24 protein-coding genes are annotated in these 22,928 nt (G+C 69.2%); 11 read left to right on the top strand and 13 right to left on the bottom strand.

Annotated elements, in window-relative coordinates:
- Window positions 1–236: 236 nt before the first annotated feature.
- The 3 genes from ACWEH3_RS15160 to ACWEH3_RS15150 are packed head-to-tail and all read right to left on the bottom strand — an operon-like array spanning window position 237 to window position 1,129.
- Window positions 237–437, bottom strand: a complete 201-nt coding sequence (locus ACWEH3_RS15160) for a hypothetical protein (protein WP_450016064.1) — start codon at window positions 435–437, stop codon at window positions 237–239.
- Window positions 434–763, bottom strand: coding sequence for a hypothetical protein (locus ACWEH3_RS15155; RefSeq protein ID WP_450016066.1), 330 nt, complete (start codon window positions 761–763; stop codon window positions 434–436). The genes ACWEH3_RS15160 and ACWEH3_RS15155 overlap by 4 nt, the downstream gene beginning before the upstream one ends.
- 24 nt (window positions 764–787) lie before the next feature.
- A complete protein-coding gene (locus ACWEH3_RS15150) occupies window positions 788–1,129 on the bottom strand; it encodes a hypothetical protein (protein ID WP_452358333.1) in 342 nt (113 codons plus the stop codon).
- Between the two features lie 485 nt (window positions 1,130–1,614).
- On the opposite strand from ACWEH3_RS15150, the gene ACWEH3_RS15145 reads away from it, so the two are divergent.
- On the top strand, window positions 1,615–1,929 hold the full coding sequence (locus ACWEH3_RS15145; protein WP_450016070.1) for a helix-turn-helix domain-containing protein: 315 nt from the start codon (window positions 1,615–1,617) through the stop codon (window positions 1,927–1,929).
- Window positions 1,881–2,162, top strand: a complete 282-nt coding sequence (locus ACWEH3_RS15140; protein WP_452358332.1) for a DUF397 domain-containing protein — start codon at window positions 1,881–1,883, stop codon at window positions 2,160–2,162. Before ACWEH3_RS15145 ends, ACWEH3_RS15140 begins: the two co-directional genes overlap by 49 nt.
- Before the next feature lie 137 nt (window positions 2,163–2,299).
- Here the strand turns inward: ACWEH3_RS15140 and ACWEH3_RS15135 are convergent, their stop codons facing one another.
- Both ACWEH3_RS15135 and ACWEH3_RS15130 read right to left on the bottom strand, forming a co-directional pair.
- Entirely contained in the window at window positions 2,300–3,496 is a 1,197-nt protein-coding gene (locus ACWEH3_RS15135; protein ID WP_450016074.1) for a Cmx/CmrA family chloramphenicol efflux MFS transporter, read from the bottom strand.
- Window positions 3,497–3,565: 69 nt separating this feature from the next.
- Window positions 3,566–4,138, bottom strand: coding sequence for a TetR/AcrR family transcriptional regulator (locus tag ACWEH3_RS15130; protein WP_450016076.1), 573 nt, complete (start codon window positions 4,136–4,138; stop codon window positions 3,566–3,568).
- A 157-nt stretch (window positions 4,139–4,295) separates the two neighbouring features.
- Here ACWEH3_RS15130 and ACWEH3_RS15125 point away from each other — a divergent pair, with 157 nt between their 5' ends.
- Window positions 4,296–4,697, top strand: coding sequence for a hypothetical protein (locus ACWEH3_RS15125; protein ID WP_450016078.1), 402 nt, complete (start codon window positions 4,296–4,298; stop codon window positions 4,695–4,697).
- Window positions 4,698–4,701: 4 nt separating this feature from the next.
- On the opposite strand, the gene ACWEH3_RS15120 is transcribed toward ACWEH3_RS15125, so the two are convergent.
- Entirely contained in the window at window positions 4,702–5,319 is a 618-nt protein-coding gene (locus ACWEH3_RS15120) for a class I SAM-dependent methyltransferase (RefSeq protein ID WP_450016080.1), read from the bottom strand.
- 227 nt (window positions 5,320–5,546) lie between these two features.
- On the opposite strand from ACWEH3_RS15120, the gene treZ reads away from it, so the two are divergent.
- A complete protein-coding gene (gene treZ, locus ACWEH3_RS15115; RefSeq protein ID WP_450016082.1) occupies window positions 5,547–7,286 on the top strand; it encodes a malto-oligosyltrehalose trehalohydrolase in 1,740 nt (579 codons plus the stop codon).
- A 113-nt stretch (window positions 7,287–7,399) separates the two neighbouring features.
- Window positions 7,400–8,650: a serine hydrolase domain-containing protein gene (locus tag ACWEH3_RS15110; protein ID WP_450016084.1), complete on the top strand. Its 1,251-nt coding sequence runs from the start codon at window positions 7,400–7,402 to the stop codon at window positions 8,648–8,650.
- A gap of 108 nt (window positions 8,651–8,758) precedes the next feature.
- Here ACWEH3_RS15110 and ilvA read toward each other — a convergent pair whose 3' ends face one another.
- Both ilvA and ACWEH3_RS15100 read right to left on the bottom strand, forming a co-directional pair.
- On the bottom strand, window positions 8,759–10,114 hold the full coding sequence (ilvA, locus tag ACWEH3_RS15105) for a threonine ammonia-lyase IlvA (RefSeq protein ID WP_450016086.1): 1,356 nt from the start codon (window positions 10,112–10,114) through the stop codon (window positions 8,759–8,761).
- A 75-nt stretch (window positions 10,115–10,189) separates the two neighbouring features.
- Window positions 10,190–10,624, bottom strand: coding sequence for a nitroreductase family deazaflavin-dependent oxidoreductase (locus ACWEH3_RS15100; protein ID WP_450016088.1), 435 nt, complete (start codon window positions 10,622–10,624; stop codon window positions 10,190–10,192).
- A gap of 88 nt (window positions 10,625–10,712) precedes the next feature.
- Here ACWEH3_RS15100 and ACWEH3_RS15095 point away from each other — a divergent pair, with 88 nt between their 5' ends.
- Window positions 10,713–10,946 (top strand): hypothetical protein, encoded by a 234-nt coding sequence (locus tag ACWEH3_RS15095; protein ID WP_450016090.1) that lies wholly within the window; start codon window positions 10,713–10,715, stop codon window positions 10,944–10,946.
- A 93-nt stretch (window positions 10,947–11,039) separates the two neighbouring features.
- Window positions 11,040–12,326 carry a DUF2235 domain-containing protein gene (locus ACWEH3_RS15090; RefSeq protein ID WP_450016092.1) on the top strand — a complete coding sequence of 429 codons (1,287 nt, stop codon included), beginning with the start codon at window positions 11,040–11,042 and terminating at the stop codon, window positions 12,324–12,326.
- On the opposite strand, the gene treY is transcribed toward ACWEH3_RS15090, so the two are convergent.
- From treY to ACWEH3_RS15075, 3 genes are all read right to left on the bottom strand, one after another.
- Window positions 12,219–14,651 (bottom strand): malto-oligosyltrehalose synthase, encoded by a 2,433-nt coding sequence (gene treY, locus ACWEH3_RS15085; RefSeq protein ID WP_450016094.1) that lies wholly within the window; start codon window positions 14,649–14,651, stop codon window positions 12,219–12,221. The genes ACWEH3_RS15090 and treY overlap by 108 nt on opposite strands.
- A gap of 11 nt (window positions 14,652–14,662) precedes the next feature.
- A complete protein-coding gene (glgX, locus tag ACWEH3_RS15080; RefSeq protein ID WP_450016096.1) occupies window positions 14,663–16,783 on the bottom strand; it encodes a glycogen debranching protein GlgX in 2,121 nt (706 codons plus the stop codon).
- 380 nt (window positions 16,784–17,163) lie between these two features.
- Window positions 17,164–18,099: a bifunctional helix-turn-helix transcriptional regulator/GNAT family N-acetyltransferase gene (locus tag ACWEH3_RS15075; RefSeq protein ID WP_450016098.1), complete on the bottom strand. Its 936-nt coding sequence runs from the start codon at window positions 18,097–18,099 to the stop codon at window positions 17,164–17,166.
- A 166-nt stretch (window positions 18,100–18,265) separates the two neighbouring features.
- On the opposite strand from ACWEH3_RS15075, the gene ACWEH3_RS15070 reads away from it, so the two are divergent.
- Window positions 18,266–19,546 (top strand): adenosylmethionine--8-amino-7-oxononanoate transaminase, encoded by a 1,281-nt coding sequence (locus tag ACWEH3_RS15070; RefSeq protein ID WP_450016100.1) that lies wholly within the window; start codon window positions 18,266–18,268, stop codon window positions 19,544–19,546.
- Window positions 19,547–19,550: 4 nt separating this feature from the next.
- Here the strand turns inward: ACWEH3_RS15070 and ACWEH3_RS15065 are convergent, their stop codons facing one another.
- Window positions 19,551–19,922 (bottom strand): cupin domain-containing protein, encoded by a 372-nt coding sequence (locus tag ACWEH3_RS15065; RefSeq protein WP_450016102.1) that lies wholly within the window; start codon window positions 19,920–19,922, stop codon window positions 19,551–19,553.
- 61 nt (window positions 19,923–19,983) lie between these two features.
- On the opposite strand from ACWEH3_RS15065, the gene ACWEH3_RS15060 reads away from it, so the two are divergent.
- A complete protein-coding gene (locus tag ACWEH3_RS15060; RefSeq protein ID WP_450016103.1) occupies window positions 19,984–20,466 on the top strand; it encodes a MarR family winged helix-turn-helix transcriptional regulator in 483 nt (160 codons plus the stop codon).
- Here ACWEH3_RS15060 and ACWEH3_RS15055 read toward each other — a convergent pair.
- Window positions 20,453–20,848 carry a hypothetical protein gene (locus ACWEH3_RS15055; RefSeq protein WP_450016105.1) on the bottom strand — a complete coding sequence of 132 codons (396 nt, stop codon included), beginning with the start codon at window positions 20,846–20,848 and terminating at the stop codon, window positions 20,453–20,455. The two genes, ACWEH3_RS15060 and ACWEH3_RS15055, sit on opposite strands and share 14 nt — an antisense overlap.
- A gap of 59 nt (window positions 20,849–20,907) precedes the next feature.
- On the opposite strand from ACWEH3_RS15055, the gene ACWEH3_RS15050 reads away from it, so the two are divergent.
- Window positions 20,908–22,056 (top strand): 8-amino-7-oxononanoate synthase, encoded by a 1,149-nt coding sequence (locus ACWEH3_RS15050; RefSeq protein ID WP_450016107.1) that lies wholly within the window; start codon window positions 20,908–20,910, stop codon window positions 22,054–22,056.
- Window positions 22,053–22,727 carry a dethiobiotin synthase gene (gene bioD, locus ACWEH3_RS15045; protein WP_450016109.1) on the top strand — a complete coding sequence of 225 codons (675 nt, stop codon included), beginning with the start codon at window positions 22,053–22,055 and terminating at the stop codon, window positions 22,725–22,727. Before ACWEH3_RS15050 ends, bioD begins: the two co-directional genes overlap by 4 nt.
- Window positions 22,728–22,928 lie beyond the last annotated feature (201 nt).

Raw genomic sequence — 22,928 nt, 5'->3', positions numbered from 1 at the left:
TTCGAGGCCCTGCTCAGCCCGGGCGATGTGGCGGGGGCATGCGCGGTCAGGAATCGAGCCACTGCTCGATCTGTCGAGACTTGCGGCGGATATGACCACGTCACCGTCTCCGCCGTCCAGCAACTTCCACTCGTGTGATGACACCGGACCGCGCAGGCAGGCAATCGCCCGCTCGCGTGGCACGGGTGGTGAGGTCGCGGAACCGTTCGGGTCCGGGTCGGGTGTGGCCGTTTCGGTCAGGAATCGAGCCACTGCTCGATGTGCTCCGCGTTCGCGGTGGAGATGACGACGTCACCGTTCTCCGCGTCCAGCAGCTTCCAATCGTGCGGTGGCACTGGATCGCGCATCAAGCAGTAGCCCGCTCGCGTGGCACGGGTGATGAGGTCGCGGAGACGTTCGGAGTTCGGGTCCGGTGCGATCGCTTCGGTTCGATTCATGAGGGGTTGCTCCATGGGCGATGTTGTCGTGTGGAATCCGGCGTGATGCGCCCGGCGGCGACCAGTGCGGCGAACGCGGCGCGCTTGCGGGCGCAGTCGTGATCGCGGTGCAACTGCATGGCGCGGTGTGCTGTGGTGATGGTCAGCGGCTGGGTGGGTGTAGTACATGTCCACGCTTCCGGCCACGGGATCGGGCGTGGGTGGCCCCGCGTAGGGATGGGCTTGCGTTCGGCCGAGACACGGTGCTGCTGGTCGGTCGGCCACAAGCACCCGACGCCGAGCAGCGCCGCGCCGCATCCGGCGAAGACCGCCGCGATACTCGACATCGCGGCCCATATCCCCACGCCCGCTCACCGCTGGCAGCCGTCGCCGGCACGCAGGTCCTCGGCGAGTTTGTTCAGTCCATCGAGAACCCGCTGGAATGTCCGAAGTTCCGGCCCGCCGTCACCGAACGGCGCGTGGTCGGCGGGCTCGGCCGGGAAGGCGACACCGCGCCGATATGCGCGTTCGCGCGGGCTCAGCTCCTGCGGAACGATGCGGCCGTGCCGCACCAACGTGTAGTAGGCGACCCACTTCCACGCGCACCGATCGACCCGGCACGCACGGTGACGCCGCATAAGCCGGTGCGCCAACTCGACATCGGCCGAGCCGCAAATACTCGGCGGCGCAACGACCAAGCCGCTTCCCCTCATTTCACGCAAACCTTTAGTCTCCTTCCTGACTGCTGTCGCGAGTGGCACATGGCTGCGGCATTTCGCGAGTAGACCTCTACACCGTGTGCCGTTGATCTTGAAGTGGTCGAGTGTTTCGGCCGCGCTGGGTGATTTCGTAGCGATTGTTTCGGGGGCCGGCCACGATGAGTTCGTGACGGACCAGACTCGCCAGAGCTCGGCGGGTCTTCCATTCGGTGAGGCCGGCCGACATCTTGATCTGATGTGCGGTGAGCATCCCTCCGTGGCTCAGCACACGCAGGATTCGGACATGTGCGATGGAGAGGCTTCCATGTTGCTGGGCCATGCGGCTATGTTGCTGCACGCGAACAGCATTCGAGTGGCTAAAGCGGACGGTCCGATGAAGTCGGCCATTCGCGCAGAGCCCGGACCGGTCCACGTGTAGTCCGATGTCCGAAACGGACCGGAACCTGGGCCGTTTCGGACCGAGCAGGAAAAGGGGAGCGATGGGGAAGGATGATCAGCCTGGTTCGACATTGCCGCGTCGGCAGCTCGGCCGGGCGCTGCGAGAGGCGCGCGAAGGTGCCGGGTTCACGCTCGAGCGGGCCGCCCAGCTCATGGAGATGGGCAAGGCCTCGGTCGGCAGAATCGAGAAGGGGCAGAACGACAAGGTCAAGCTGCGCGACGTGGAGGCGTTCGGCAAGTTGTACGGGCTCAGCTCGGAGCAGATCGAGGAGCTGAAAACTCTTGCGCAGCAAACCGCTACAAAGGGGTGGTGGTACGCATCGCATCACCTGATTGCGCCTGTATTCAAAACGTAGGCCCTTCAGCGCGCCGCGCTCGACGAGAAGACGTCGAGAGATCTGCTCAGGCAAGTGGCAAGGAGATACGAACAGTGACCATCGACCCAACTAACGCACGGTGGTTCAAGTCATCGCGTAGCACTTCGGCACACGAATGCGTCGAAGTCGCGTGGCTCGAGGCGAATCATGTCGGTGTTCGCGATTCGAAGAACCCGACTGGCCCGGCGCTGATCTTCGCGCCGGGCCAGTAAGATGTCTTTGTCTCTGGCGTCCGTGATGGGCAGTTCGACCGATCGGCTTGAACTGGATTCCGGCCTCGAACCGCAGCGGCCCCGCACCCGATCGACGGATCGTCGGGCCAGGGTCGCTGACTTCGGCATAGGAGCTCTCAGTTCGCCTCTGCCAGGGCCGCGGCAGGTGCGTCGACCGACGCGCGTGAAACCTCCTTGCGGTGCAAAGCGTGGCTGCATGCCACGACGGCGAGGGCGGCGAGGCCGAGAACCACGCCGAGCCAGGCGACCGCCGGATAGCCGAGGCCCGCGCTGATGGCCAGGCCGCCGAGCCAGGGGCCTGCGGTGATGCCGACGTTGAACGAGGAGATGTTGGTGGCTCCAGCCAGGGTGGGCGCGTCGCCCGCGAGGGTGAAGACGCGGCTGTTCAAGGTCGGGTTGATGCCGAAACCGAAGGCGCCCAACAGGAACGACAGCAGTACGACGGGGACGGTGTGCTCCATCGTGAGGGCGAGTAGCGCCGAGGTGAGCACGCCGCCGGTGATGCCGACATACAGGCTGGTCAGCGGGTGATTGTCGGCGGTGCGCCCACCGATGACGATGCCGAGGAACGCGCCGATTCCATAGATGCCGAGCACCGCCGGAATCCAGCCGTCCGCCATGCCGGCGGTCCGGGACAGTAGAGCGCCGAGGTAGGCGAAGGTGACCATGAGGGCGGCGCTGGCCAGCGCGGTGGTGGCGTAGGACAGCCGCAGCGCGGGACGCAGCATCGTGCGCAGTTCCGTGCTCAGGCTCAGCGGCGCGTCGGAATGTCCGCCGGGGATCTTCGCCAGCACGCCGATTCCGGCCGCCGCCGACAGTAGCGCGACCGCCCAGAACGCCGCCCGCCAGCCGAGCTGTTGTCCGATCACGGTGCCCGCCGGAAGCCCGATGATGATGGCCAAGGTGAGTCCGCCCGTGACGATGCTCATCGCCTTGCCGCGCGCCGTGGCCGGGACGAGACCGATCGCCGTCGTCGCGGCCACCGCCCAGAACCCGGCGTAGACGAACGCGCCGACCACCCGCGTCGCGAACAAGACCCAGTAGTCCGAGGTGAGCGCCCCGACGACATGAGTGCCGACGAACACGGCGAGGAAGGCCAGCAGCGCGGTGCGCCGAGACCAGCGCAGTGTCGCCACCGCCAGCACGGGCGCGCCCACCAGCATGCCCAGCGCGAACCCCGAAATGAGCAGGCCCGCGCGCGGCACGGAGACGCCCAGGTCCGTGGCCATCTCGGTGAGCAGGCCCGCGAGCATCAGCTCCGAGGTGCCCTGGGCGAAGATCGACAGACCCAGGACGTAGATCGCCACGGGCATCGGTACCTCCTTATTTTGTACTGATCTATCTAAAATATGGACGCGGCAAAGCTGCCGCGTCGAAAGGTCTCAGAGGGCGTCGAGTGCGGTGGTCGCGATGGCGGCCAGTGTCTCGCGATCCGCGCCGCCGCGTGCGGCCACCCGCATTCCTCCGATCGTGGCGATCACGAAGTGCGCCAAGGCGGTCGGTTGTTTGTCCGGCGCGATCTCACCGGCGCGCCTGGCTGTCTCGAACGCGTCCGTCAGCACGGCGAGTCGTCGCTGGTAGTCGGTGGCGAGAACAGCGGCCAGTTCGGGGTCGCCCGGGACCAGTTCGATCATCGAGTTGACCACGAGGCAGCCGAGCGGGTCCTCCTCCGGGGCATCGACGATCTGCCACAGCAGGGCGCGGATCTTGTCGCGCACCCCCGTCTCGCTGTCGAGCAGGTCGAACGTCGCGGCGTTCTTGGTCGCCATGTAGCGGCGCAGGGCGCGGCCGAACAGGTCTCGTTTGCTGGTGAAGGTGTTGTAGATGCTGCTGCGACCCAGGCCGGTCGCGGCACACAGGTCTTCGGTGGAGGTCGCCTCGTACCCGGCGCGCCAGAAGGCGTGCATCGCCGCGTCCACCGCGCGGTCTTCGTCGAAGGATCTGGGTCGTGGCATGGGTTCACGCTAGCACAGTTTTGAACAGATCGTTCCAATATCGTCGGCAGGGGCTCGTGATCTGCGAAAGGGCGGGTGTCCAAGCGGCTGTTAAGCGTCCTATAGGCGGGCTCGGGCACAGTTCTGCCCAAGTCCGCTCCAGGAAACGAGGATCACCATGCAAGCCATCCTGCGCACCCTGCGCCTGCTCGTACTCGGCGTCACGCTGTTCGTGCCCGCGTTCGCCGTCGCGACGGTCGGCGCGGGCGTCGCGAACGCGGGTGCGGTCGAGCGGATCGAGTTCGCGCCGGGAAGCGATCACGCGTCGGTCGGCGGAGCGGTCGTGCGCGGCGACGCCGACACCTACGTGCTCGAGGCGCGGGCGGGGCAGACCCTGAGCACCGAACTCACCTCGGTCGAGGGCAACGCGCGGTTCAGCACCACCGCCCCGGACGGGCGCGTGCTGTGCGTCGAGGAGACCGGGAGCCGGATCACGTTGCCGCAGAGCGGTTACTACACGATCTCGGTAGCGCCGAGCCGTGGCAACGCGACCTACACCTTGTCGGTGCGCATCGTCTGATCCCTTAGGGCGACACCGCGACACCGAGCGTCTGGGCGACCAGGAAGCGGGGAGCGTGCTCCCCGTAGAACGACTCGGCGTCGCGGATCTCGAAACCGGCGTCTGTCACCAGGCCGCGAATGTCGCGGTTGAGGTGGCAGCCGCCGAACAGTCGTTTCTGGACCGGGTTCAGCCGGTTCTGCCACGCCCGCACCTTCTCGTCGGGCGCAAGCCCATGCTCGACGAAATGCAAGGTCCCGCCGGGGACGAGCACCCGGCGCACCTCGGTGAGCGCGGCGGCGATGTCGGGGATGGTGCACATCGTCCAGGTCGACAGCGCGCAGTCGAAGGTGTCGTCCGGGAAGGGCAGCGCCTGCCCGTCCAGCCCGGCCCGCTCGACCGGCACGGCGGCGGCGGCGACGCGTTCGCTCGCCAGCCGCCAGCCGAGATCGGCGGGCTCGACCGCGCGCACCGACGCGACCCTCGCCGGGTAGAACGGGACGTTCAGTCCCGAACCGAAGCCGAGTTCCACGACCTGTCCGTGCAGTCCGGCACACACCCGCTCGCGCAGCGGAGTCAATTCCCGCAATCCGCAGGACCGGTTGACGATCCGCGGCAGCACATGCTCGGCATAGGCACCCACGCCTTCACTCTGACAGGCATCGCCCATTGCGACCAGGGCTGCACGGCCCCAGCCCGGCAGTTTTCCGCGCCTTGCGGTCCTCTGCTCGACCCGGCCCCAGTGGCTGCACGGGACCGAGGGATGCGGCTCCGGCCAGCCGGTCGGGGAGCCGGGACCGCACGCGCCGCCGCGCCTGAGGCCGGTGTCCGTATCGGGCGGACCGGGCGTGCCCGTGGGATGCTGGCGCGGTGACTGTGTTCGAGGTGTGGGCGCCGCGGCCGGAGTCGGTGCGACTGGATCTGGAGGGTGTCGTCCATTCGATGACGCGGTCGCCGGATGGGTGGTGGCGCGCCGACGTGCCCGCCCCGAACGGCGCCAGGTACGGCTTCCTGCTCGACGACGATCCGACCGTGCTGCCCGATCCCCGCTCGCCGCGCCAGCCGGACGGCGTGCACGCCCGCTCGGCGCTGCACACTCTCGATCCGGCGGGGTGGACCGATGCGGCGTGGACCGGTCGGCCGCAGGCCGGGGCGGTCTACTACGAACTGCACATCGGGACCTTCACCCCGGAAGGCACCTTCGACGCCGCGATCGAACGGCTCGACCACCTGGTCGGGCTGGGCGTGACCGTGGTCGAGGTAATGCCGGTGAACGCCTTCGACGGCCCGCACAACTGGGGCTACGACGGCGTGCTCTGGTACGCGGTGCAGGAGAGCTACGGCGGGCCCGACGGCCTGCAACGGTTCGTGAACGCCTGTCATGCCCGCGGGCTCGCGGTCTGCCTCGACGTCGTCTACAACCACCTCGGCCCGTCCGGGAACTACCTGCCGCGCTTCGCGCCCTACCTGACCGAGGGCCGCAACACCTGGGGGCAGAGCCTCAATCTCGACGGCCCGCAGTCCGATCACGTGCGCGGGTACGTCATCGACAACGCGGTGCGCTGGCTGCGCGATTTCCACATCGACGCGCTGCGCTTGGACGCGGTGCACGCCCTGGTCGACCGCACCGCCACCCACCTGCTGGCCGAACTCGCCGTCGCGACCGAGCGCCTGGCCACCCACGTGCGCAGGCCGCTGACGCTCATCGCGGAGAGCGATCTCAACGATCCTAAGCTGATCACCCCGCGGGCGGCGGGCGGCTACGGCCTGACCGCGCAGTGGAACGACGACCTGCACCACGCCGTGCACACCGCGGTCTCCGGTGAGCGGCAGGGCTATTACGCCGACTTCGGTTCCTTGCGCTGCCTGGCCCACACGCTGAAGCACGGCTTCTTCCATGCCGCAACGTATTCCAGTTTCCGTGGTCGCACGCACGGGCGGCCGATCGATCGCAGCCTGATCCCGGGCAGCGCGCTGCTGGCCTACACCTGCGATCACGACCAGATCGGCAACCGGGCGCTGGGCGAGCGCCCGAGCGCCTATCTCACCGACGGCCAGCTCGCGATCAAGGCCGCCCTGGTGCTGTGCGGACCGTTCACGCCGATGCTGTTCATGGGGGAGGAGTGGGGCGCCCGCACACCGTTCCAGTTCTTCACCTCGCACACCGACCCGGATGTCGCCGCCGCCACCGCATCCGGGCGCAAGAAGGAGTTCGCCCGGCACGGCTGGCCCGAGGGCGAGGTGCCCGACCCGCAGGATGTGAAAACGTTCCTGCGCTCCAAACTCGATTGGACGGAAGCCGACGAGCCGGGCCACGCCCGGCTGCTGTCGTGCTATCGCGCCCTGCTCGCCCTGCGCCGCGATCGTGCGGAGCTCAGCGATCCCTGGCTGACCCATGTTTCGGTGGACTACGACGAGTCCGCGCGGTGGATCGTCGTGCGCCGGGGCACGCTGGCCCTGGTGTGCAACCTCGGCGAGGACCAGGTCGCGGTGCCGATCGCGGGGCTTCCGCTGCTGTCCTGGGAATCCCCGACGATCGGCCGTTCCGCCACAACCGTTCCCGGCCACTCGTTCACCCTGCTGGAGACGGCGCCGCCCGGCCCGCGCTGAGCGCGTGGAACCCCAGCTCGCGGCGGCCTTTCGGGCACTCGCCCGGTAACGGGCGTACAACTGTCCGAGACAGGTACTTTGCCGGAATCGTCCCATGCCATTACCGTGGAGAGATGAGCAACGTCGCTTCCGGGGACTTTGCGGTTCTTCCCCCGGGGATGGGTGGCAGCGCTGCCGCCGAATTCGCACCGTTCGTGCGCGCTTTCGCACGGGCGTTCGGCAATCGCCGGGGCGCGGGGGCGGCGTTCACGCTGCACCGGCACGGAGAGCCGCTGGTGGACATCTGGGTCGGCTCCGGCGGTGACGTTCCGTGGACCAGGGACACCGGCACGATCATCTTCTCGGCCACCAAGGGGATCGCGGCCACCGTCGTGCACCGTCTCGCCGACCGCGGGTTGCTCGATTACTCCGCTCCGGTCGCTGAGTACTGGCCGGAGTTCGGCGTCAACGGCAAGCACAAGATCACCATTCGTCATCTGCTCACCCACCGGGCGGGACTGTCCGCGCTGGCCCCGATCGCCACCGGCGGCCTGGCCGACGTGCTGGACCACGAACTCATGGAACAGCGCCTGGCCGCGGCCAAGCCCGACCGTCTGCTCGGTGTGCCCACCTACCACGCGCTCACATTCGGCTGGCTGGTCGGCGGCTTGACGCGCGCGATCACCGGCACCGGCTTGGCCGAGCTGATCCGCACCGAGGTCGCCGAGCCGCTCGGCATCGAAGGTCTCCACCTGGGCAGGCCGCCCGCCGGTGCGCCGATCACCTACGCCCCGCTGGCGGGCACCCAGCTGAGTGCGCTCGGAAAGCCGCTCGGCGCCGCGGTTCTCGGCCGTAGCCACCGGATTCCCGGCGCGTTGGGGGCCGCCACCCGCTGCCTGTTCCTGCCCGGTCTGGAAGCCATCCTCGAGGGCGTCAGCCCGCCGATCCTGGACACCGAACTCGGTGCGGGCAACGGTGTGGCCACCGCGCCCGCACTCGCCACGATGTACGGCGCGCTCGCGGGCGACGGCACCGTGGCCGACCACAGGTACCTCGGCCGCCGCACCATGAAGGCGCTGCGCCGCGTCGAGACCTACCAGCCCGATCGCGCGCTGTTCTACCTGCCGATGATGTGGCGTCTGGGTTACCACTCGCTGCCGATGCCGGGCGCCCACGCCGGGTTCGGGCACATCGGCCTCGGCGGCTCGTTCGGCTGGGCCGAACCCCGGCTGGGCCTGTCGGTCGGCTTCGTGCACAACCGGCTCTCCGTCGCGCAGCTCAGCTACGACCAGTCGGCGGCGTTCTGGTTGCTGCCGCTCATGCTGAACTGCCTGCGTTCGTCCCGCCGCCGGATCCCGGCTGCGCAGACGCCCAAGGCCGCCTGACACGTCGGATCCGGTCTGCGTGGAGGCCCAAGGCTGCGGTCCAAGCGGTGTGACACGTCGGATACCGGTCGGTCAGACGCTGAGGCCGCCTGACCGCCGGAGTCGGGCTCAGGTCAGGTAGCGGTAGGCCGGTGAATCGGGCTCGAGGCGCTCGCACTGGATCGGGGAGTGATGCATCCGTTCCAGCAGCGGTGCAAGCCCGTCCGGCGCGCCCAGTTCGATGCCGACCAGCGCCGCGCCCGTCTCCCGGTTGTTGCGCTTGACATACTCGAACAGTGTGATGTCGTCTTCCGGGCCGAGCACCTCGTTGAGGAAGCGGCGCAGCGCGCCGGGTTCCTGCGGGAAGTCCACCAGGAAGTAGTGCTTGAGCCCCCTGTGCACGAGCGAGCGCTCGATGATCTCGCCGTAGCGGGACACGTCGTTGTTGCCGCCGGACACCAGGCACACCACCGTGGAGCCCGGCTCCACGGTGATCTCCGCCAGCGCCGTCGTGGTGAGCGCGCCCGCGGGCTCGGCGATGATGCCCTCGCTCTGGTACAGGTCGAGCATGGTCGTGCAGATCGCGCCTTCGTCGACCTGCATCATCTGGAAAGTGCCCGCGCCCCTGGGGGATTCGGTGGTGGTCAGCAGCGGCAGCGAGGCGTGCGAGACCACGCGGCCGCCGAATCCGGACACCGCCGCGTACGGCACGGCGCCCACCCGGCGCACCGCGGCGCCGTCCACGAACGGATCGATCTCCGGCAGCGTGACCGGACCGCCCGCCACCAGAGCCGCGGTCATCGAGGCCGCGCCGGCGGGCTCCACGCCGAGGATGGCGGTGCGCGGGGATCGGGCGCGCAGGTAGGTGCCGATGCCCGCCAGGCAGCCGCCGCCGCCCACCGGCACGATCACCAGGTCAGGGGTGGCGGGGAGCTGTTCCAGGATCTCCGCGGCGATGGTGCCCTGACCGGCCGCGGTGCGGGTGTCGTCGAACGGCGGCACCATGGTCGCGCCGGTGCGCTCCACGTCGGCGGCGGCGGCCGCTGCGGCGGCGTCGTAGGTCTCGCCGACCGCGATGAGCTCGACGAACTCCCCGCCGTGCACCCGGATGCGGTCACGCTTCTGCTTCGGCGTCGTGGTCGGCACGTAGATGCGGCCCTTGATCCCCATCGCCTGGCAGGCGAACGCGACGCCCTGCGCGTGGTTGCCCGCGCTGGCCGCGACCACGCCGGCGGCGCGTTCCCGCTCGGTCAGCTGGACGACGAGGTTGTAGGCGCCGCGCAGCTTGTAGGAGCGGACCGCGCTGAGGTCTTCGCGCTTCAGATAGACGTTCGCCCCGGTCAGCTTGGACAGCCGCTCGCTGCGCTGCAGCGGGGTCGGATCAATGACGTCGGCAATTCGCTTGGCGGCAGCATCGATCTCGTCCGCGGTGAGCGCGGGACGAGAAGCGGTCAGTGCGTCGAGGACATCAAGCGGATCGGACACCCCGAATATGCTGCCACCCGCCGCGCCGGCGAGCTGCGGCGGGTGGCGGTGACACGCTGACTACCTGCGGAGAAGCTACTGCGGGGTGAGGACGAAGACGGGGATCTGACGATCGGTCTTGGTCTGGTAGTTCGCGTAATCCGGCCACACCTGGACCGCCCGCTCCCACCACCGCGCCTTCTCGTCGCCGAAGACCTCGCGGGCGGTGTAGTCCTTGTTGACCGTACCGTCGCGCAGTTCGACGTGCGGTTCGGCCTTGATGTTGTGGTACCAGACGGGATGCTTCGGCGAGCCGCCCAGCGAGGCGACCACGGCGTACTCGCCGTCGTGTTCCACCCGCATCAGCGGGGTCTTGCGCAGCTTGCCGGTCTTGGCCCCTTTGGTGGTGAGCAGGATGATCGGCACACCTTGCAAGGTCGCGCCCTCGGTGCCGCCGGACTTCTCGTACTTCTCGGCCTGCTCGCGGGCCCAGTCGGACGTACTCGGTTCGTATTCACCTGTCAGTGGCATGTCAGCGGCAACACCGCGGCGACTACTTGTGTTCCCGGCGACAAAAAGTTCGCTGGCCCGAACTCATTGTTGCGACTACCCTGAGGAGATGGCGGTCGTTCACTCCTCGGCGCGCGGCACCACGATCGACATCGCGGGTAGCGCGTGGCCGGTATACAAGCTCGATGCACTGGTCGTCGGCTTGGTGAGCTGCCTCGTCCTGGCCATGATCACCGGATCGCTGCAACTCGCGGTACTCGTCGCAGCAGCGCTCGGCGCGGCGCGGTGGCTGATCGGCATGGCGGTCGCGGGTCTCGGCGAAGGGCCCGACGGCACGTCGTAGCGCGCCCCGCATTAACGCTTCCCTGTCCCACGCGATGAATTCGAGTAGTCGAATACGCGGGTTTCGGTGGGATGCCGGCGGGAGGATCAGCGCATGAAACGTCTGGTTGTGTGTTGCGACGGCACGTGGAAGGCCGAGTCGAGCGGCACGGTTTCGAACATAGTCAAGATCGCGCAGACGATCCGGTTCGATGCGCCCGGACCGGCGGGGGAGACGATCCAGCAGTGGGTCACCTATGTCTCCGGCCCGGGTGCCCGCGGATTCCTCAGCGATCGCCTGATGGGCGGTGCCTTCGGACTCGGACTCGAGGCGAACCTGTCGTCCGCCTACTGGCATCTGGCCCTGAACTGGGAGAAGGGCGACGAGATCTACATCTTCGGCTTCAGTCGCGGTGCCTTCACCGCCCGCAGCCTGGCCGGCCTGATCAACCGTATCGGGATCATGACCCCCGAAGCGATGATCGAAGGCAAGTACCCCGACGCCCTGAACATCTATCGGCAGCGACCGCCCGCGCCGACGCGGGACAACCCCGATCCGGCCGAGCCCGAGCAGTGGCAGGAATTCCGCCGGAAGTATTGCCACAGGGCGAAGATCGATTTCCTCGGCGTGTTCGACACCGTCGGCGCGCTCGGCGTCCCCGGCATCACCTCCCTGCGGCACCGCTTCCACGACGTCAAACTCTCCCGGCACGTGCACTGCGCCCGCCAGGCGCTGGCCATCGACGAGCGGCGGCGCAACTTCGAACCGGCCGTGTGGGAGGTGCCGGTCGAACCGACGGTGAAGTACCGGCGCGGCTTCGAGCGGGTCAAGCAGGTGTGGTTCCCCGGCGTGCACAGCGACATCGGTGGCGGCTACACCGAATGCGGCCTGTCCGACATCACGCTGCAGTGGATGGTCCGCGAGGCGGAGTCGGTCGGGCTGGCCTTCGACCGGGACCGGCTGGCGGCGCTGTCGAAGCGCTGCGACCACACCAACGGCGACCACATGCGGCTGCACGATTCCCTGAGCATCGGCTACCGCGTCCTGAACGTGGTGCGGACGCTGCGCAACCCGCGCAGTCGCCGGTTCCACTGGGATTCCTGGCGCCGGATGTCCATGCCCACCGATCAGGGCGTGCGGTTGTCCGCGAGCGCTCAGGACGCGCTGGACTACCATCCCGCGAATCTGCGGCGCTGGCGCGAAGAACTGGGCGGTGTGATCCCAGAGGCGGCTTTCGAGCAGATCCGCGGGGTGTTCTCCAAGAAACTCGAGCACGCGGGCGCGGTCGTGCCGTCAGCGCACCAGCAGCGCGACCGGCAGCCTGGCGAACATCTTCTCCAGCCTCGCCCGGCCTTGGAAGGTGTGGCCGGTCAGCCGGTCGGTCCAGCTGCCCGCGGGTAGGTCGATGAACGTGTCGTTCCAGCCGGTCTCGGCCAGGCTCACGCTGTGTCGGGTGGCGGCGACGATGACCTCGGGGGCCTCGCCCGCGCGGCCGCGGGCATAGGACACCACCTTGGACGCGTGGTCGCCGGTGGCGAACAGCGGCCGGTACGTGCCGCCGACGAAGCACTCGGGACGTTCGCGGCGCAACCACAGCGCGTAGGCGACGATCCACATCTTCGCCGCGCCGGTGGTGTCCAGCGCGGGCGTGCCGGTGAGCGATTGCAGCATGCCCGCACGGGCGGCGAAGTCCACCGGCCTGCGGTTGTCCGGGTCGACGAGGGAGTCCTCCCACAGCTCGCAACCCTGGTAGACGTCCGGGATGCCCGGCCCGCACAGCTGTAAGAGCTTCTGCGACAAGGCGTCCGACCAGGCGTGCGGGGCCAGTTCGTGCACCAGATCGCCGAGTTCGGAACCCACCGGGCCATCGATCACCGCGTCCAGCCACGCGTGCACCGCGGCCTCGAACTCGGCGTCCGGCTCCTCCCAGGAGGTCTTGCTGTTCGCCTCCCGCATCGCCTTCTCGGCGAACGCGTGCACACGCTCACGCAGGCCGGGCACCGATGCGGCCGGTCGCCCGTCCGCGGGCCACACCCCGAACATGTTCTGCAGCAGGAACAACGCCGTCGCACCGTCCGGCGCGGGGGCGGTCTCCAGCCAGGAGTCGACGTTGCGCGCCCAGGTCTCCGCGGCCTGGGACAGCACGCCGATGCGGGCGCGCACGTCCTCGCCGCGCTTGGTGTCGTGCGTGGACAGCGTCGTCAGAGTGGCGGGCCAGCGTTGCGCGCGCTGGCTGTTGGACAGGTGGAACTCGTTGAGCGAGTGGCCGAAGCGCGCCGGGTTGCCGCCGACCTCCTGCAACGAGACCAGCCGGGCGGCCTGATAGAACATGGTGTCCTCGACCGCCTTCGCGGTCACCGCGCCGCAGACCTGGCTGAAGCGCATCGCCGCCGCCCCGTCGGCGGCCAGCGCCGCGACCAGGACCGCCAGCGGCGCGGTGAGTTCGCTGTTGCGCTTCTCCACCTCGGCGATCACCGCGCCCGTCATCCCGGACAGCGGCGCGTAGTCGGCTCGGTAGACCGGCATGAACGCCAGCACCTCGATGGTGGCGTTGGTCAGCGCCATGGTGTCGAAACTCTCGGCGTTCGCGTCCTGTTTGATCGCGGCCACCAGCCGCCGGACCTCCGGCGTCAGAATGGTTTCCGCGACCGCGCGCTTGATCCGGTGCTCGGTCTCGCCGATCCAAGCCCGGTCACTGCCGTGCCCGGCCACCCGGCGCGAGAGTTCGGTGAGCGCGTGCTCCCCGCGCGGATCGATCAGCACGCCGCCGAAGTCGGCCAGCGCCTCGTAGCCGGTGGTGCCGTCGATGGGCAGCGTCGCGTCCAGCGGTTCGCGGTTGGCCAGGATCTTCTCCACCAGCAACAGCCGGTGCGGGCCGATCACCCTGCGCAGCCGGGTGAGGTAACCGGCGGGATCGGCCAGACCGTCCGGATGGTCGACCCGCACGCCGTCGATCAGGTCGTGCTCGCACCACGCGGCGAGCTCGCGGTGGGTGAGCTCGAAGACCTCCGGATTCTCCTGACGGATCGCGGCCAGGCTGCTCACCGCGAAGAAACGCCGATAGGTGCACAGCCCGGCCTTCCAGCTCACCAACCGGTAGTGCTGTTTGTCGTGGATGCGCAGGGCGTTGTCGCCGTCGGTGCCGGGAGCGATCGGGAAACGCAGATCGTGCAGCGCGAGCATCGGCTCGGCGCCGGTGCGGTCCACGGTCAAGGCGGCCGGGTCGTTCTCGCTCTGCAACACCGGCAGCGCCAGCCTGCCGCCCGCGCCGTTGCCGGGGCTCCAGTCGATGTCGAAATACGGCGCGAACCGCGACTCCTTGCCGTTCCGCAGCACGTCCCACCACCAGGCGTTCTGTCGCGGATCGGCGACGCCGACGTGATTGGGCACCAGGTCGACGATCAGTCCCATGCCGCGGCTGCGCACCTCGTCGGCGAGTGCCTTGAGCCCGGTCGGCCCGCCGAGGGCGGCGGAGACCGCGGTCGGGTCGGTGACGTCGTAACCGTGCGTCGAGCCGTGTGCCGCGGTCATGATCGGCGACAGGTACAGGTGCGAGATGCCCAGCTGCTGAAGGTATTCCGCGATGGCGCGGGCCTCGGCGAAGGTCAGTGCGTCCGGTCGTAGCTGTAGCCGGTAGGCGCTGCGAATCGTCGTCTGGCGAGCGGGCCTGCGTCGGAGGGACACCGGGTCGGTCACGTGCGTCTCGGTGAGATCGGGTGCGTTCATCGGCATTCGGGTCAGGCGGCCTGGCGGAGGACGAGGAGACAGCGAGCTTCGACGGTGACGGCCGCGCCGCCGGGGTACCCGGCGTCGGTCAGGCCGGTCGGGGTCGAGCAATCCAGCGCCACCGACCATTCCGCGCCGTCGACGGTGCTCGGTAGCACGAAGTCGATAGCCGCGTCGTGAGCGTTGAAACACAACAGGAACGAGTCGTCGGTGATCCGCTCGCCCCGCGGGCCCGGCTCCGGGATCGCCTCGCCGTTGAGGTAGACCGCCAGCGACTTGCCGAATCCGCTGTCCCAGTCCGCCTCGGTCATCTCCTCGCCGGACGGGGTGAGCCAGGCGATGTCGCGGGCGTTGTCCGCCGAACGGACCGGGCCGCCCGCGAAGAAGCGGCGGCGCCGGAAGACGGGGTGCCGGGTGCGCAACGCGACCACCGCGCGGGTGAACTCCAGCAGATCGGCGTTCTTCTCCCGCAGTGACCAGTCCATCCAGGACAGCGGCGAGTCCTGGCAGTAGACGTTGTTGTTGCCGTGCTGGGTGCGGCCCATCTCGTCACCGTGCGCCAGCATCGGCACACCCTGGCTGAGCATGAGCGTGGCCAGCAGGTTGCGGCTCTGCCGGTCGCGCAGGGCGAGGATGTCCTGGTCGTCGGTCGGGCCTTCGACACCGCAGTTCCAGGAGCGGTTCCAGCTCTCGCCGTCGCGGTTGTCCTCGCCGTTGGCCTCGTTGTGTTTCTCGTTGTAGGACACCAGATCCCGCAGCGTGAACCCGTCGTGCGCGGTGACGAAGTTGATGCTCGCGCTCGGCCTGCGGCCGGTGGCCTCGTACAGGTCGGAGGAACCGGTGAGCCGAGAGGCGAACTCGCCCAGCGTCGCCGGTTCGCCGCGCCAGTAGTCCCGCACGGTGTCGCGGTACTTGCCGTTCCACTCCGTCCACAGGCCGGGGAAATTGCCCACCTGGTAGCCGCCCTCGCCGACGTCCCACGGCTCGGCGATGAGTTTGACCTGGCTCACCACCGGATCCTGCTGCACCAGGTCGAAGAACGTCGACAGCCGGTCCACGTCGTGCAGTTCCCGCGCCAGCGTCGCGGCCAGATCGAAGCGGAAGCCGTCGACGTGCATCTCCAGGATCCAGTAGCGCAGGGAGTCCATGATCAGCTGCAAGGTGTGCGGGTGGCGCACGTTGAGACTGTTTCCGGTGCCCGTGTAATCCATGTAGTGCGACGGATCGTCGTCGACCAAGCGGTAGTAGGCGGCATTGTCGATGCCGCGGAAGCCGATCGTGGGGCCGTGGTGGTTGCCCTCGGCGGTGTGGTTGTAGACGACGTCGAGGATCACCTCGATGCCCTCGGCGTGCAGCGCGCGCACCATCGCCTTGAACTCGGTGACCGCCGACCCGGCGCGATCCATCGTCGCGTACTCGCTGTGCGGCGCGAGGTAGCCGAAGCTGTTGTAGCCCCAGTAGTTTCGCAATCCCTGATCCAGCAGCACGCGGTCCTGCAGGAACTGGTGCACCGGCATCAGTTCGATCGCGGTGACCCCCAACCCCTTCAGGTGGTCGACGACCGCCGGGTGCGCGATGCCGGAATAGGTGCCGCGCAATTCCTCCGGCACCTCGGGATGCGTCATCGTCATGCCCTTGACGTGCGCCTCGTAGATCACCGTCTCGTGGTACGGCCGGTTGGGCGGCCGGTCGGCGCCCCAGTCGAAGTACGGGTTGATCACCACGCCGGTCATGGTGTGGCCGAGCGAGTCGAGCCCGTGGGTGTAGAGCGAGGGGTGATCGTCGAAGTCGCCGTCGAAAGCCTTGCCGTACGGATCGAGCAGCAACTTGCTCGGGTCGCAGCGCAACCCGCGGTCGGGGTCGTATGGGCCGTGCACGCGGAATCCATAGCGCTGACCAGGGTCGATTCCGGGCAGGTAGGCATGCCAGACGTACCCGTCCACCTCGTCGAGCGCGATCCGGTTCTCGGCTCCGTCGGCGTCGATCAGGCAGAGTTCGACCGCGTCGGCAACCTCGGAGAACAACGAGAAATTGGTGCCTGCGCCGTCGTAGGTGGCCCCGAGGGGATAGGCGGTGCCGGGCCAGACACCCAGAGGTGCCGCGTCACCGGGCGCTGCGTCGGGCTGAGCCATGGCAACGACAGTAGCGTCAGCCGGGCGTCCAGCGGTGCGGGTGGTTGTGGGTGAGCGGATCGAACGAGGTCGGAGGCATTTTTCGCGCCATCGGGGAATGGTGCGAGCACCGAGCGCGGCCCGCTGTGGCAACGCCGCGCAGTCTCGCGGCACAGCGCGGGCGAACGGACCCACCGCCGCGTCGGCCTTGCCCCGAGCAGGGGGCGGTGGTCGCGAGCTCATCGGTAGAGGCGGTCGCGATGACGCGAGCCCGCGCCGGACGCATCCGAGGCGCTGCGGCTCGCGGGCCGTCGATGCGGGTCACCGACAGCGACGGGCCGTGTGGTGCTCGACGTAGCGGAGGCGCCCGCGACCTGGCGGCTCGTGAGCGGGCGCGCGGCTCACTTCGCGGGCGTGAGCGACCGCCGCCAGGTCTGGCCGATGAGATCGTGACCCCAGCTGTGGTGCGGCTGCTGGTCGACGAGTTCGAATCCCGCGCGCTGGTAGACGCGCCGCGCGGCGGTGAGCACGTCGTTGGTCCACAGCACGATCTCCCGGTAGCCCGCCGCCGTGGCGAAGCGCAGGCATTCGTCCACCAGCGCCGAGCCGACGCCGAGACCGCGGGCGGTCGGCTCGACCAGGAGCAACCGCAGGCGCGCGGTGGTGTCGTCCTCGCGAACGCAGAAGACGCTGCCCACCGGGCGGCCGTCGGATTCCGCGATCCAGGCGCGCTCGCGCTGCTCGTCGCGGAAAGTCAGGTAGTCGGCCACGATGCGCACGATCAGTTCCTCGTAGGTCGCGTCCCAACCGTATTCGTTCGCGTAGAGCTCCGCATGACGCTGGATCACCCAGCCGTAATCGCCGGAGCCCGGGCGTCGCAGCGAGAAAGCAGGTGCGTCGGCGGGCCGGTCCAAAATCTGCTGGATGGTTCGCATCGCCGTGATCAGGCGCGCACGGGTCGCTTGCGGCTGCGCGTCGAGCAGCGCGCCCACTTCGTCAATGGAGCGCCGATCGAGCGTCGCGAAGATCTCCCTGCCCCGGTCGGTCAGCCGGACCTCTTGGCGGCGGCCGTCGCTGCCGGAGCGGTTGCGCCGCACCAGGCCGGACTGTTCGAACCGGGCCAGAATGCGGCTGAGGTAGCCCGCGTCGAGGTCCAAGGCGTGCCGGAGCGCGACCACTTCGGTGGCGTCGGAGGCGGCCAGCTCGAACAGGACCCGGGCCTCGGTGAGGGAGTAGCGGCTGTCGTGCAGTCCCTCGCGCAGCACGCCGATCACGCGCGTGTAGTGGCGGTTGAACTCGCGGACGGCGGCGATGTCGGCGGGGGCGGCAGCGGTCACGGCGGCTCCAATCTTTGACTTTGTCAAAGAATATTCCGCCGCGCCGCCACCGGGTACGGAAACGGCCGAACTCGGCCCACCCTTGCGGGCCCGGCCTGCTCGGCTGCTAACTTGAACGGTGTTCAAGCCGCCCGGGGGAGACCCGGGCCGTGACGCGAGGATTCCTGTGGCACTGACCCCCGACCAGATCACCGCCCTCGACGCCGAGCACGTCTGGCATCCCTACGGCGGCTTCCCCGCGACGACCGAACCGCTGGTGGTGGCCGCCGCCGCGGGGACCAGGCTGACCCTGGCCGACGGACGCGAGTTGGTCGACGGCATGAGTTCCTGGTGGGCCGCCATCCACGGTTACCAGCACCCGGTGCTCGACGCCGCGCTGGTCGACCAGTCGCGGCGGATGAGTCATGTGATGTTCGGCGGGCTCACCCACGAGCCGGCGGCCCGGCTGGCCGAGTTGCTGGTCGAATCGACACCGGCCGGGCTGGACAAGGTGTTCCTGTGCGACTCGGGCTCGGTGTCGGTCGAGGTCGCCGTGAAGATGTGCCTGCAGTACTGGCGTTCGCTGGGCAAGCCGGAGAAGCGGCGGCTGCTCACCTGGCGCGGCGGCTACCACGGCGACACCTTCACGCCGATGAGCGTGTGCGATCCCGAGGGCGGCATGCACTCGCTGTGGACCGACATCCTGGCGAATCAGCTGTTCGCGCCGGTGCCGCCGAGTGAGTACCACCCGGAATACGCGGCGGAACTGGAGCGCATGATCGCCGCGCACGCGGGCGAACTCGCGGCGGTCATCGTGGAGCCGATCGTCCAAGGGGCGGGCGGGATGCGCTGGCATCACCCCGGCTATCTCGCCGACCTGCGCCGGTTGTGCGACGAGCACGGGGTACTGCTCGTCTTCGACGAGATCGCGACCGGATTCGGCCGCACCGGAACGCTTTTCGCGGCCGACCTGGCCGGGGTGAGCCCGGATGTGATGTGCGTGGGCAAGGCGCTGACCGGCGGTTACCTCACCCTGGCCGCCGCGCTGTGCACCACGCGGATCGCCGAGACGATCAGTGCGGCGCACGGCGGGCTCATGCACGGCCCCACGTTCATGGGCAACCCGCTGGCCTGCGCGGTCGCCGTGGCGTCGATCGAATTGCTGCGCTCACGCGACTGGCGCGGCGAGGTGACCCGGATCGAAGCGGAGCTGGCTGCGGGCCTGGCCCCGGTGCGCGAGCTGCCGGGCGTGGTCGAGGCGCGTGTGCTCGGTGCGATCGGTGTGATCGAGCTGGACCACCCGGTCGACATGCGCGCCGCGACCGACGCTGCGGTGGCGGCCGGCGTGTGGCTGCGTCCGTTCCGCAACCTCGTCTACACAATGCCGCCGTTCATCAGCACGTCCGGCGACATCGCCACGATCACCGCCGGGATGCGCGCCGCGGTCGCCGCGCAGATCGGTCGGTGACCGGTCAGGCGATCCAGGGCGGGACGATGGTGCCGTCGCCGTCCGGTGTGCCTGCGCGCGCTCCCGCGGGCGCGGTGACGATGGCGGTGAAGCCGTCGCCGGTGCGTACCTGTCGCAGCGCGTTCGGCGGGAGGATCACCGTATCCCCCTCGGCCACGGTGAGTTCCGTGCCGTCGAGCGCGACGTCGAGCCGTCCGGCGAGGACGGTCCAGATCTGCTCGGCGTCGATGAAGTGCAGCGGTCCCGCGGTGTCGGCGGGCACCTCGACCCGCCACAACGCGAGTCCGGAGCCGCCCTGGGTGGGGGAGGCGAGCGTGGTCATGACGCCGCCAGGGGTTTCGGTGCGGCGGGTGTCGGAGTGCCGGATGACGGTCATCTGGTTACCACCTCTAGAATAGACAACACGGTTGTCCATATAGTCAACGAGGTTGTCCATCATGTCAAGTGACGCGGGTGGTTACGAGTTGCCGCTGCGCATGCTGCTCGGCTTCCGGATCGTGATCGACGAGGTGCACGCGGATCTGGCCGGGCACGGTCACGCCGAGTTGCGGCCGATGCACGGCTTCGTCTTCCAGGCGATCGGCCGCGCGGGCGGGCCGCACGGTTGCACGGCCGCCGACCTCGGGCGCGCGCTCGGCGTGTCGAAACAGGCCGCGGGCAAGCACATCGAGGCGTTGGAGCGGCTGGGCTACCTTCGCCGCGGGCACGATCCGTCCGACGCGCGGCGCAAGGTCTACACGCTCACCGAACGCGCCGAGGACGTGCTGGCCCGATCGGCGCGAACGTTCGACCGGATCCACGATCGCTGGGCGGAACTGCTCGGCGCGGATCGGCTGGCCGAACTGGAGCGCGATCTGCGCTCGCTGACGCCCGGCGAGGTGTTCCGGCTGGATACGCCGAACTGGTTCACTGGTCCGTGAGCCGATCGGACGAACTATGGCGGCCGTCGGCGAGCTCGGGACGATCGCTGTCGGACAGCATCTCCCACACCCGGAAGATGCAGTGGTAGTCGTCCGACCAGCCGCGCACCATCAGTAGATAGGTGTCACCGTCGCGGAGCACGACGCGGCGACCGCGCAGCTTGGGATGCTCCGGGGTGTAGGTGGGCAGCACGCCGGCCAGTTTCGCCAGCGCCTGTGCGCGCGTGCCGACCACTTCCGTCAGGATTCGGGGTGACCAGCGCTTGTGATCGCCCGAGCCCGTTGTTTCCTCGACGACTATCGCCCACCGCGGCATCCGGCCGTGTACCTCCCGGTGCAGCTTGTCACCGCGGGCCGGTGACACCACCAACGATGGGCTCAACGGTACCAGCGGACCTGTGGGCGAGTGCCCTGAACGGTGTTCAAGTATGCTGCGGAGCTGTGACTACCGATCCGTTGAGCTGGTTGGACGAACGCGCTTCCTCGCGCGTGGCCGCGGGACTGCGCCGTGAGCTGCGCCCGCGCGGCCCGCAGGCGCCGTCGATCGATCTCGCATCCAACGACTATCTCGGCCTGGTGCGCCACCCCGAGGTGATCGAAGGCGCGATCGAGGCGGTGCGCCGCTGGGGTGCGGGGTCGACCGGATCGCGGCTGGTCACCGGCACCACCACCGAGCACGAACTGCTGGAGACCGAGTTGGCCGAATTCGTCGGCGCCGAAGCGGGACTCGTATTCGCCTCCGGATACGCGGCCAACCTCGGCGCGGTGACCGCGCTGGCCGGGCGCGGTTCGCTGGTGATCTCCGACGCGGGCAGCCACGCCTCGCTGGTGGACGCGTGCAGGCTCTCCCGCGCCCGGGTGGAGATCGCGCCGCATCGCGACGTCGCGGCCGTGGACCGGCTGCTGTCGGAGCGCGTCGAGGAACGTGCGCTCGTGCTCACGGATTCGGTGTTCAGCGCCGACGGCGATCTCGCGCCGTTGACCGAACTGCACCGGGTGACCAGGGCAAACGGGGCGGTGCTCGTGGTGGACGAGGCACACGGCATCGGTGTGCGCGGGGCGGGCGGGCGCGGGTTGGCGCACGAGTCGGGCCTGGCGGGGGCGCCGGATCTGGTGATCACCGCGACGCTGTCGAAATCCCTTGCCGCGCAGGGCGGTGTGGTGCTGAGCAGTGGCCGGGTACGCGCCCACCTGATCGACGCCGCGCGCACGTTCATCTTCGACACCGGTCTCGCGCCCGCCGCCGTCGGCGCCGCGCGGGCCGCGTTGCGGGTGCTGCGCGCGCAGCCGGAGCTGGCCGAGCGGGTGCTGGCCCGCGCCGCGGACATCGGCCGGATCGCCGGTGTGCCCGCGCCGCCTTCGGCGGTGGTGCCGGTCGTACTCGGTCCGGCGCAAGTCGCCGTCGACGCCGCGCGGGCGTGCCGGGCGCGCGGGCTGGACGTGGGCTGCTTCCGTCCGCCGACGGTTCCGGAAGGCACGTCGCGACTGCGCTTGACCGCGCGGGCGAATCTCACACCGGCCGAACTCGACTCCATCGCGACCGTGCTCGGCGAGGTGCTGGCGCAGGCGCGAGAGGCGGTGCCGGCATGACCGTCCTGCTGATCACCGGAACATCCACCGATGTCGGCAAGACCGTCGTCACCGCGGCCGTCGCCGCTGCGGCGATGGCGAACGGCCGTTCGGTGGCGGTGTGCAAGCCGGGCCAGACCGGTGTCGAGGTCGGCGAACCCGGCGACCTCGCGGAGATCCAGCGGTTGTCCGGCGTCACCCGCACGCTCGAACTCGCCCGCTACCCGGACCCGCTCGCGCCCGACACCGCCGCCCGCCGAGCCGGGCTGCCGGAGCTGACGCTCGCCGAAACCGCCGCCGCCGTCGACTCTCTGACGGACGCCGACCTCGTCCTGGTCGAAGGCGCGGGCGGATTGCTGGTGCGCCTAGGCGATTTCACCCTGCTCGACCTCGCCCAAAAACTCGGCGCGCCCGTCCTGCTGGTCACCGCGGCCGGGCTGGGGACGCTCAACCACAGCGAACTGACCACCCGCGCATTGCAATCGGCGGGTGTGCGGTGCCAGGGCCTGGTGATCGGCTCCTGGCCCGCCGAACCGGATCTCGCCGCCGAATGCAATCGCACCGACCTGCCCCGCGTCACCGGCGTCGACCTGGTTGGCTCGGTGCCGCAAGGCGCGGGCGGCTGGGAGCGTGCGCGATTCACCGCCGCCGCCCCGGGGTGGTTCGAGCCCGCCTGGTCGCCTTTCCGCTGATCGATGGCGTTTCCGCGACGCGAAAGTGCTACGTGGCGCAGATCATCGAATTCGAGACCGACGACTGGCGGTGATCGGCGGGCGAACTATCGGCTACTAGCCGGTATGTCACGGAATTTCGAGCGGAAACGCGCCTGAGGACGACGAAATCGGCTGGTGTAGTTCGCTGGGCAAACTCTCGGCCACGGCCGCGGCGGCACG

The sequence above is a fragment of the Nocardia sp. NPDC004718 genome, assembly GCF_053601535.1.
This window is presented reverse-complemented; position numbering and strand designations above follow the sequence as displayed.

Coding starts and splice junctions, on each gene's coding strand:
- ACWEH3_RS15135 (WP_450016074.1), bottom strand. CDS start 3,496: ATGCCCGTGGCGATCTACGTCCTGGGTCTGTCGATCTTCGCCCAGGGC.
- ACWEH3_RS15150 (WP_452358333.1), bottom strand. CDS start 1,129: ATGAGGGGAAGCGGCTTGGTCGTTGCGCCGCCGAGTATTTGCGGCTCG.
- ACWEH3_RS15100 (WP_450016088.1), bottom strand. CDS start 10,624: ATGCCACTGACAGGTGAATACGAACCGAGTACGTCCGACTGGGCCCGC.
- glgX (WP_450016096.1), bottom strand. CDS start 16,783: ATGGCTCAGCCCGACGCAGCGCCCGGTGACGCGGCACCTCTGGGTGTC.
- ACWEH3_RS15125 (WP_450016078.1), top strand. CDS start 4,296: ATGCAAGCCATCCTGCGCACCCTGCGCCTGCTCGTACTCGGCGTCACG.
- ACWEH3_RS15155 (WP_450016066.1), bottom strand. CDS start 763: ATGTCGAGTATCGCGGCGGTCTTCGCCGGATGCGGCGCGGCGCTGCTC.
- bioD (WP_450016109.1), top strand. CDS start 22,053: ATGACCGTCCTGCTGATCACCGGAACATCCACCGATGTCGGCAAGACC.
- ACWEH3_RS15060 (WP_450016103.1), top strand. CDS start 19,984: ATGTCAAGTGACGCGGGTGGTTACGAGTTGCCGCTGCGCATGCTGCTC.
- treY (WP_450016094.1), bottom strand. CDS start 14,651: ATGAACGCACCCGATCTCACCGAGACGCACGTGACCGACCCGGTGTCC.
- ACWEH3_RS15090 (WP_450016092.1), top strand. CDS start 11,040: ATGAAACGTCTGGTTGTGTGTTGCGACGGCACGTGGAAGGCCGAGTCG.
- ACWEH3_RS15110 (WP_450016084.1), top strand. CDS start 7,400: ATGAGCAACGTCGCTTCCGGGGACTTTGCGGTTCTTCCCCCGGGGATG.
- ACWEH3_RS15160 (WP_450016064.1), bottom strand. CDS start 437: ATGAATCGAACCGAAGCGATCGCACCGGACCCGAACTCCGAACGTCTC.
- ACWEH3_RS15095 (WP_450016090.1), top strand. CDS start 10,713: ATGGCGGTCGTTCACTCCTCGGCGCGCGGCACCACGATCGACATCGCG.
- ACWEH3_RS15130 (WP_450016076.1), bottom strand. CDS start 4,138: ATGCCACGACCCAGATCCTTCGACGAAGACCGCGCGGTGGACGCGGCG.
- ACWEH3_RS15065 (WP_450016102.1), bottom strand. CDS start 19,922: ATGACCGTCATCCGGCACTCCGACACCCGCCGCACCGAAACCCCTGGC.
- ACWEH3_RS15145 (WP_450016070.1), top strand. CDS start 1,615: ATGGGGAAGGATGATCAGCCTGGTTCGACATTGCCGCGTCGGCAGCTC.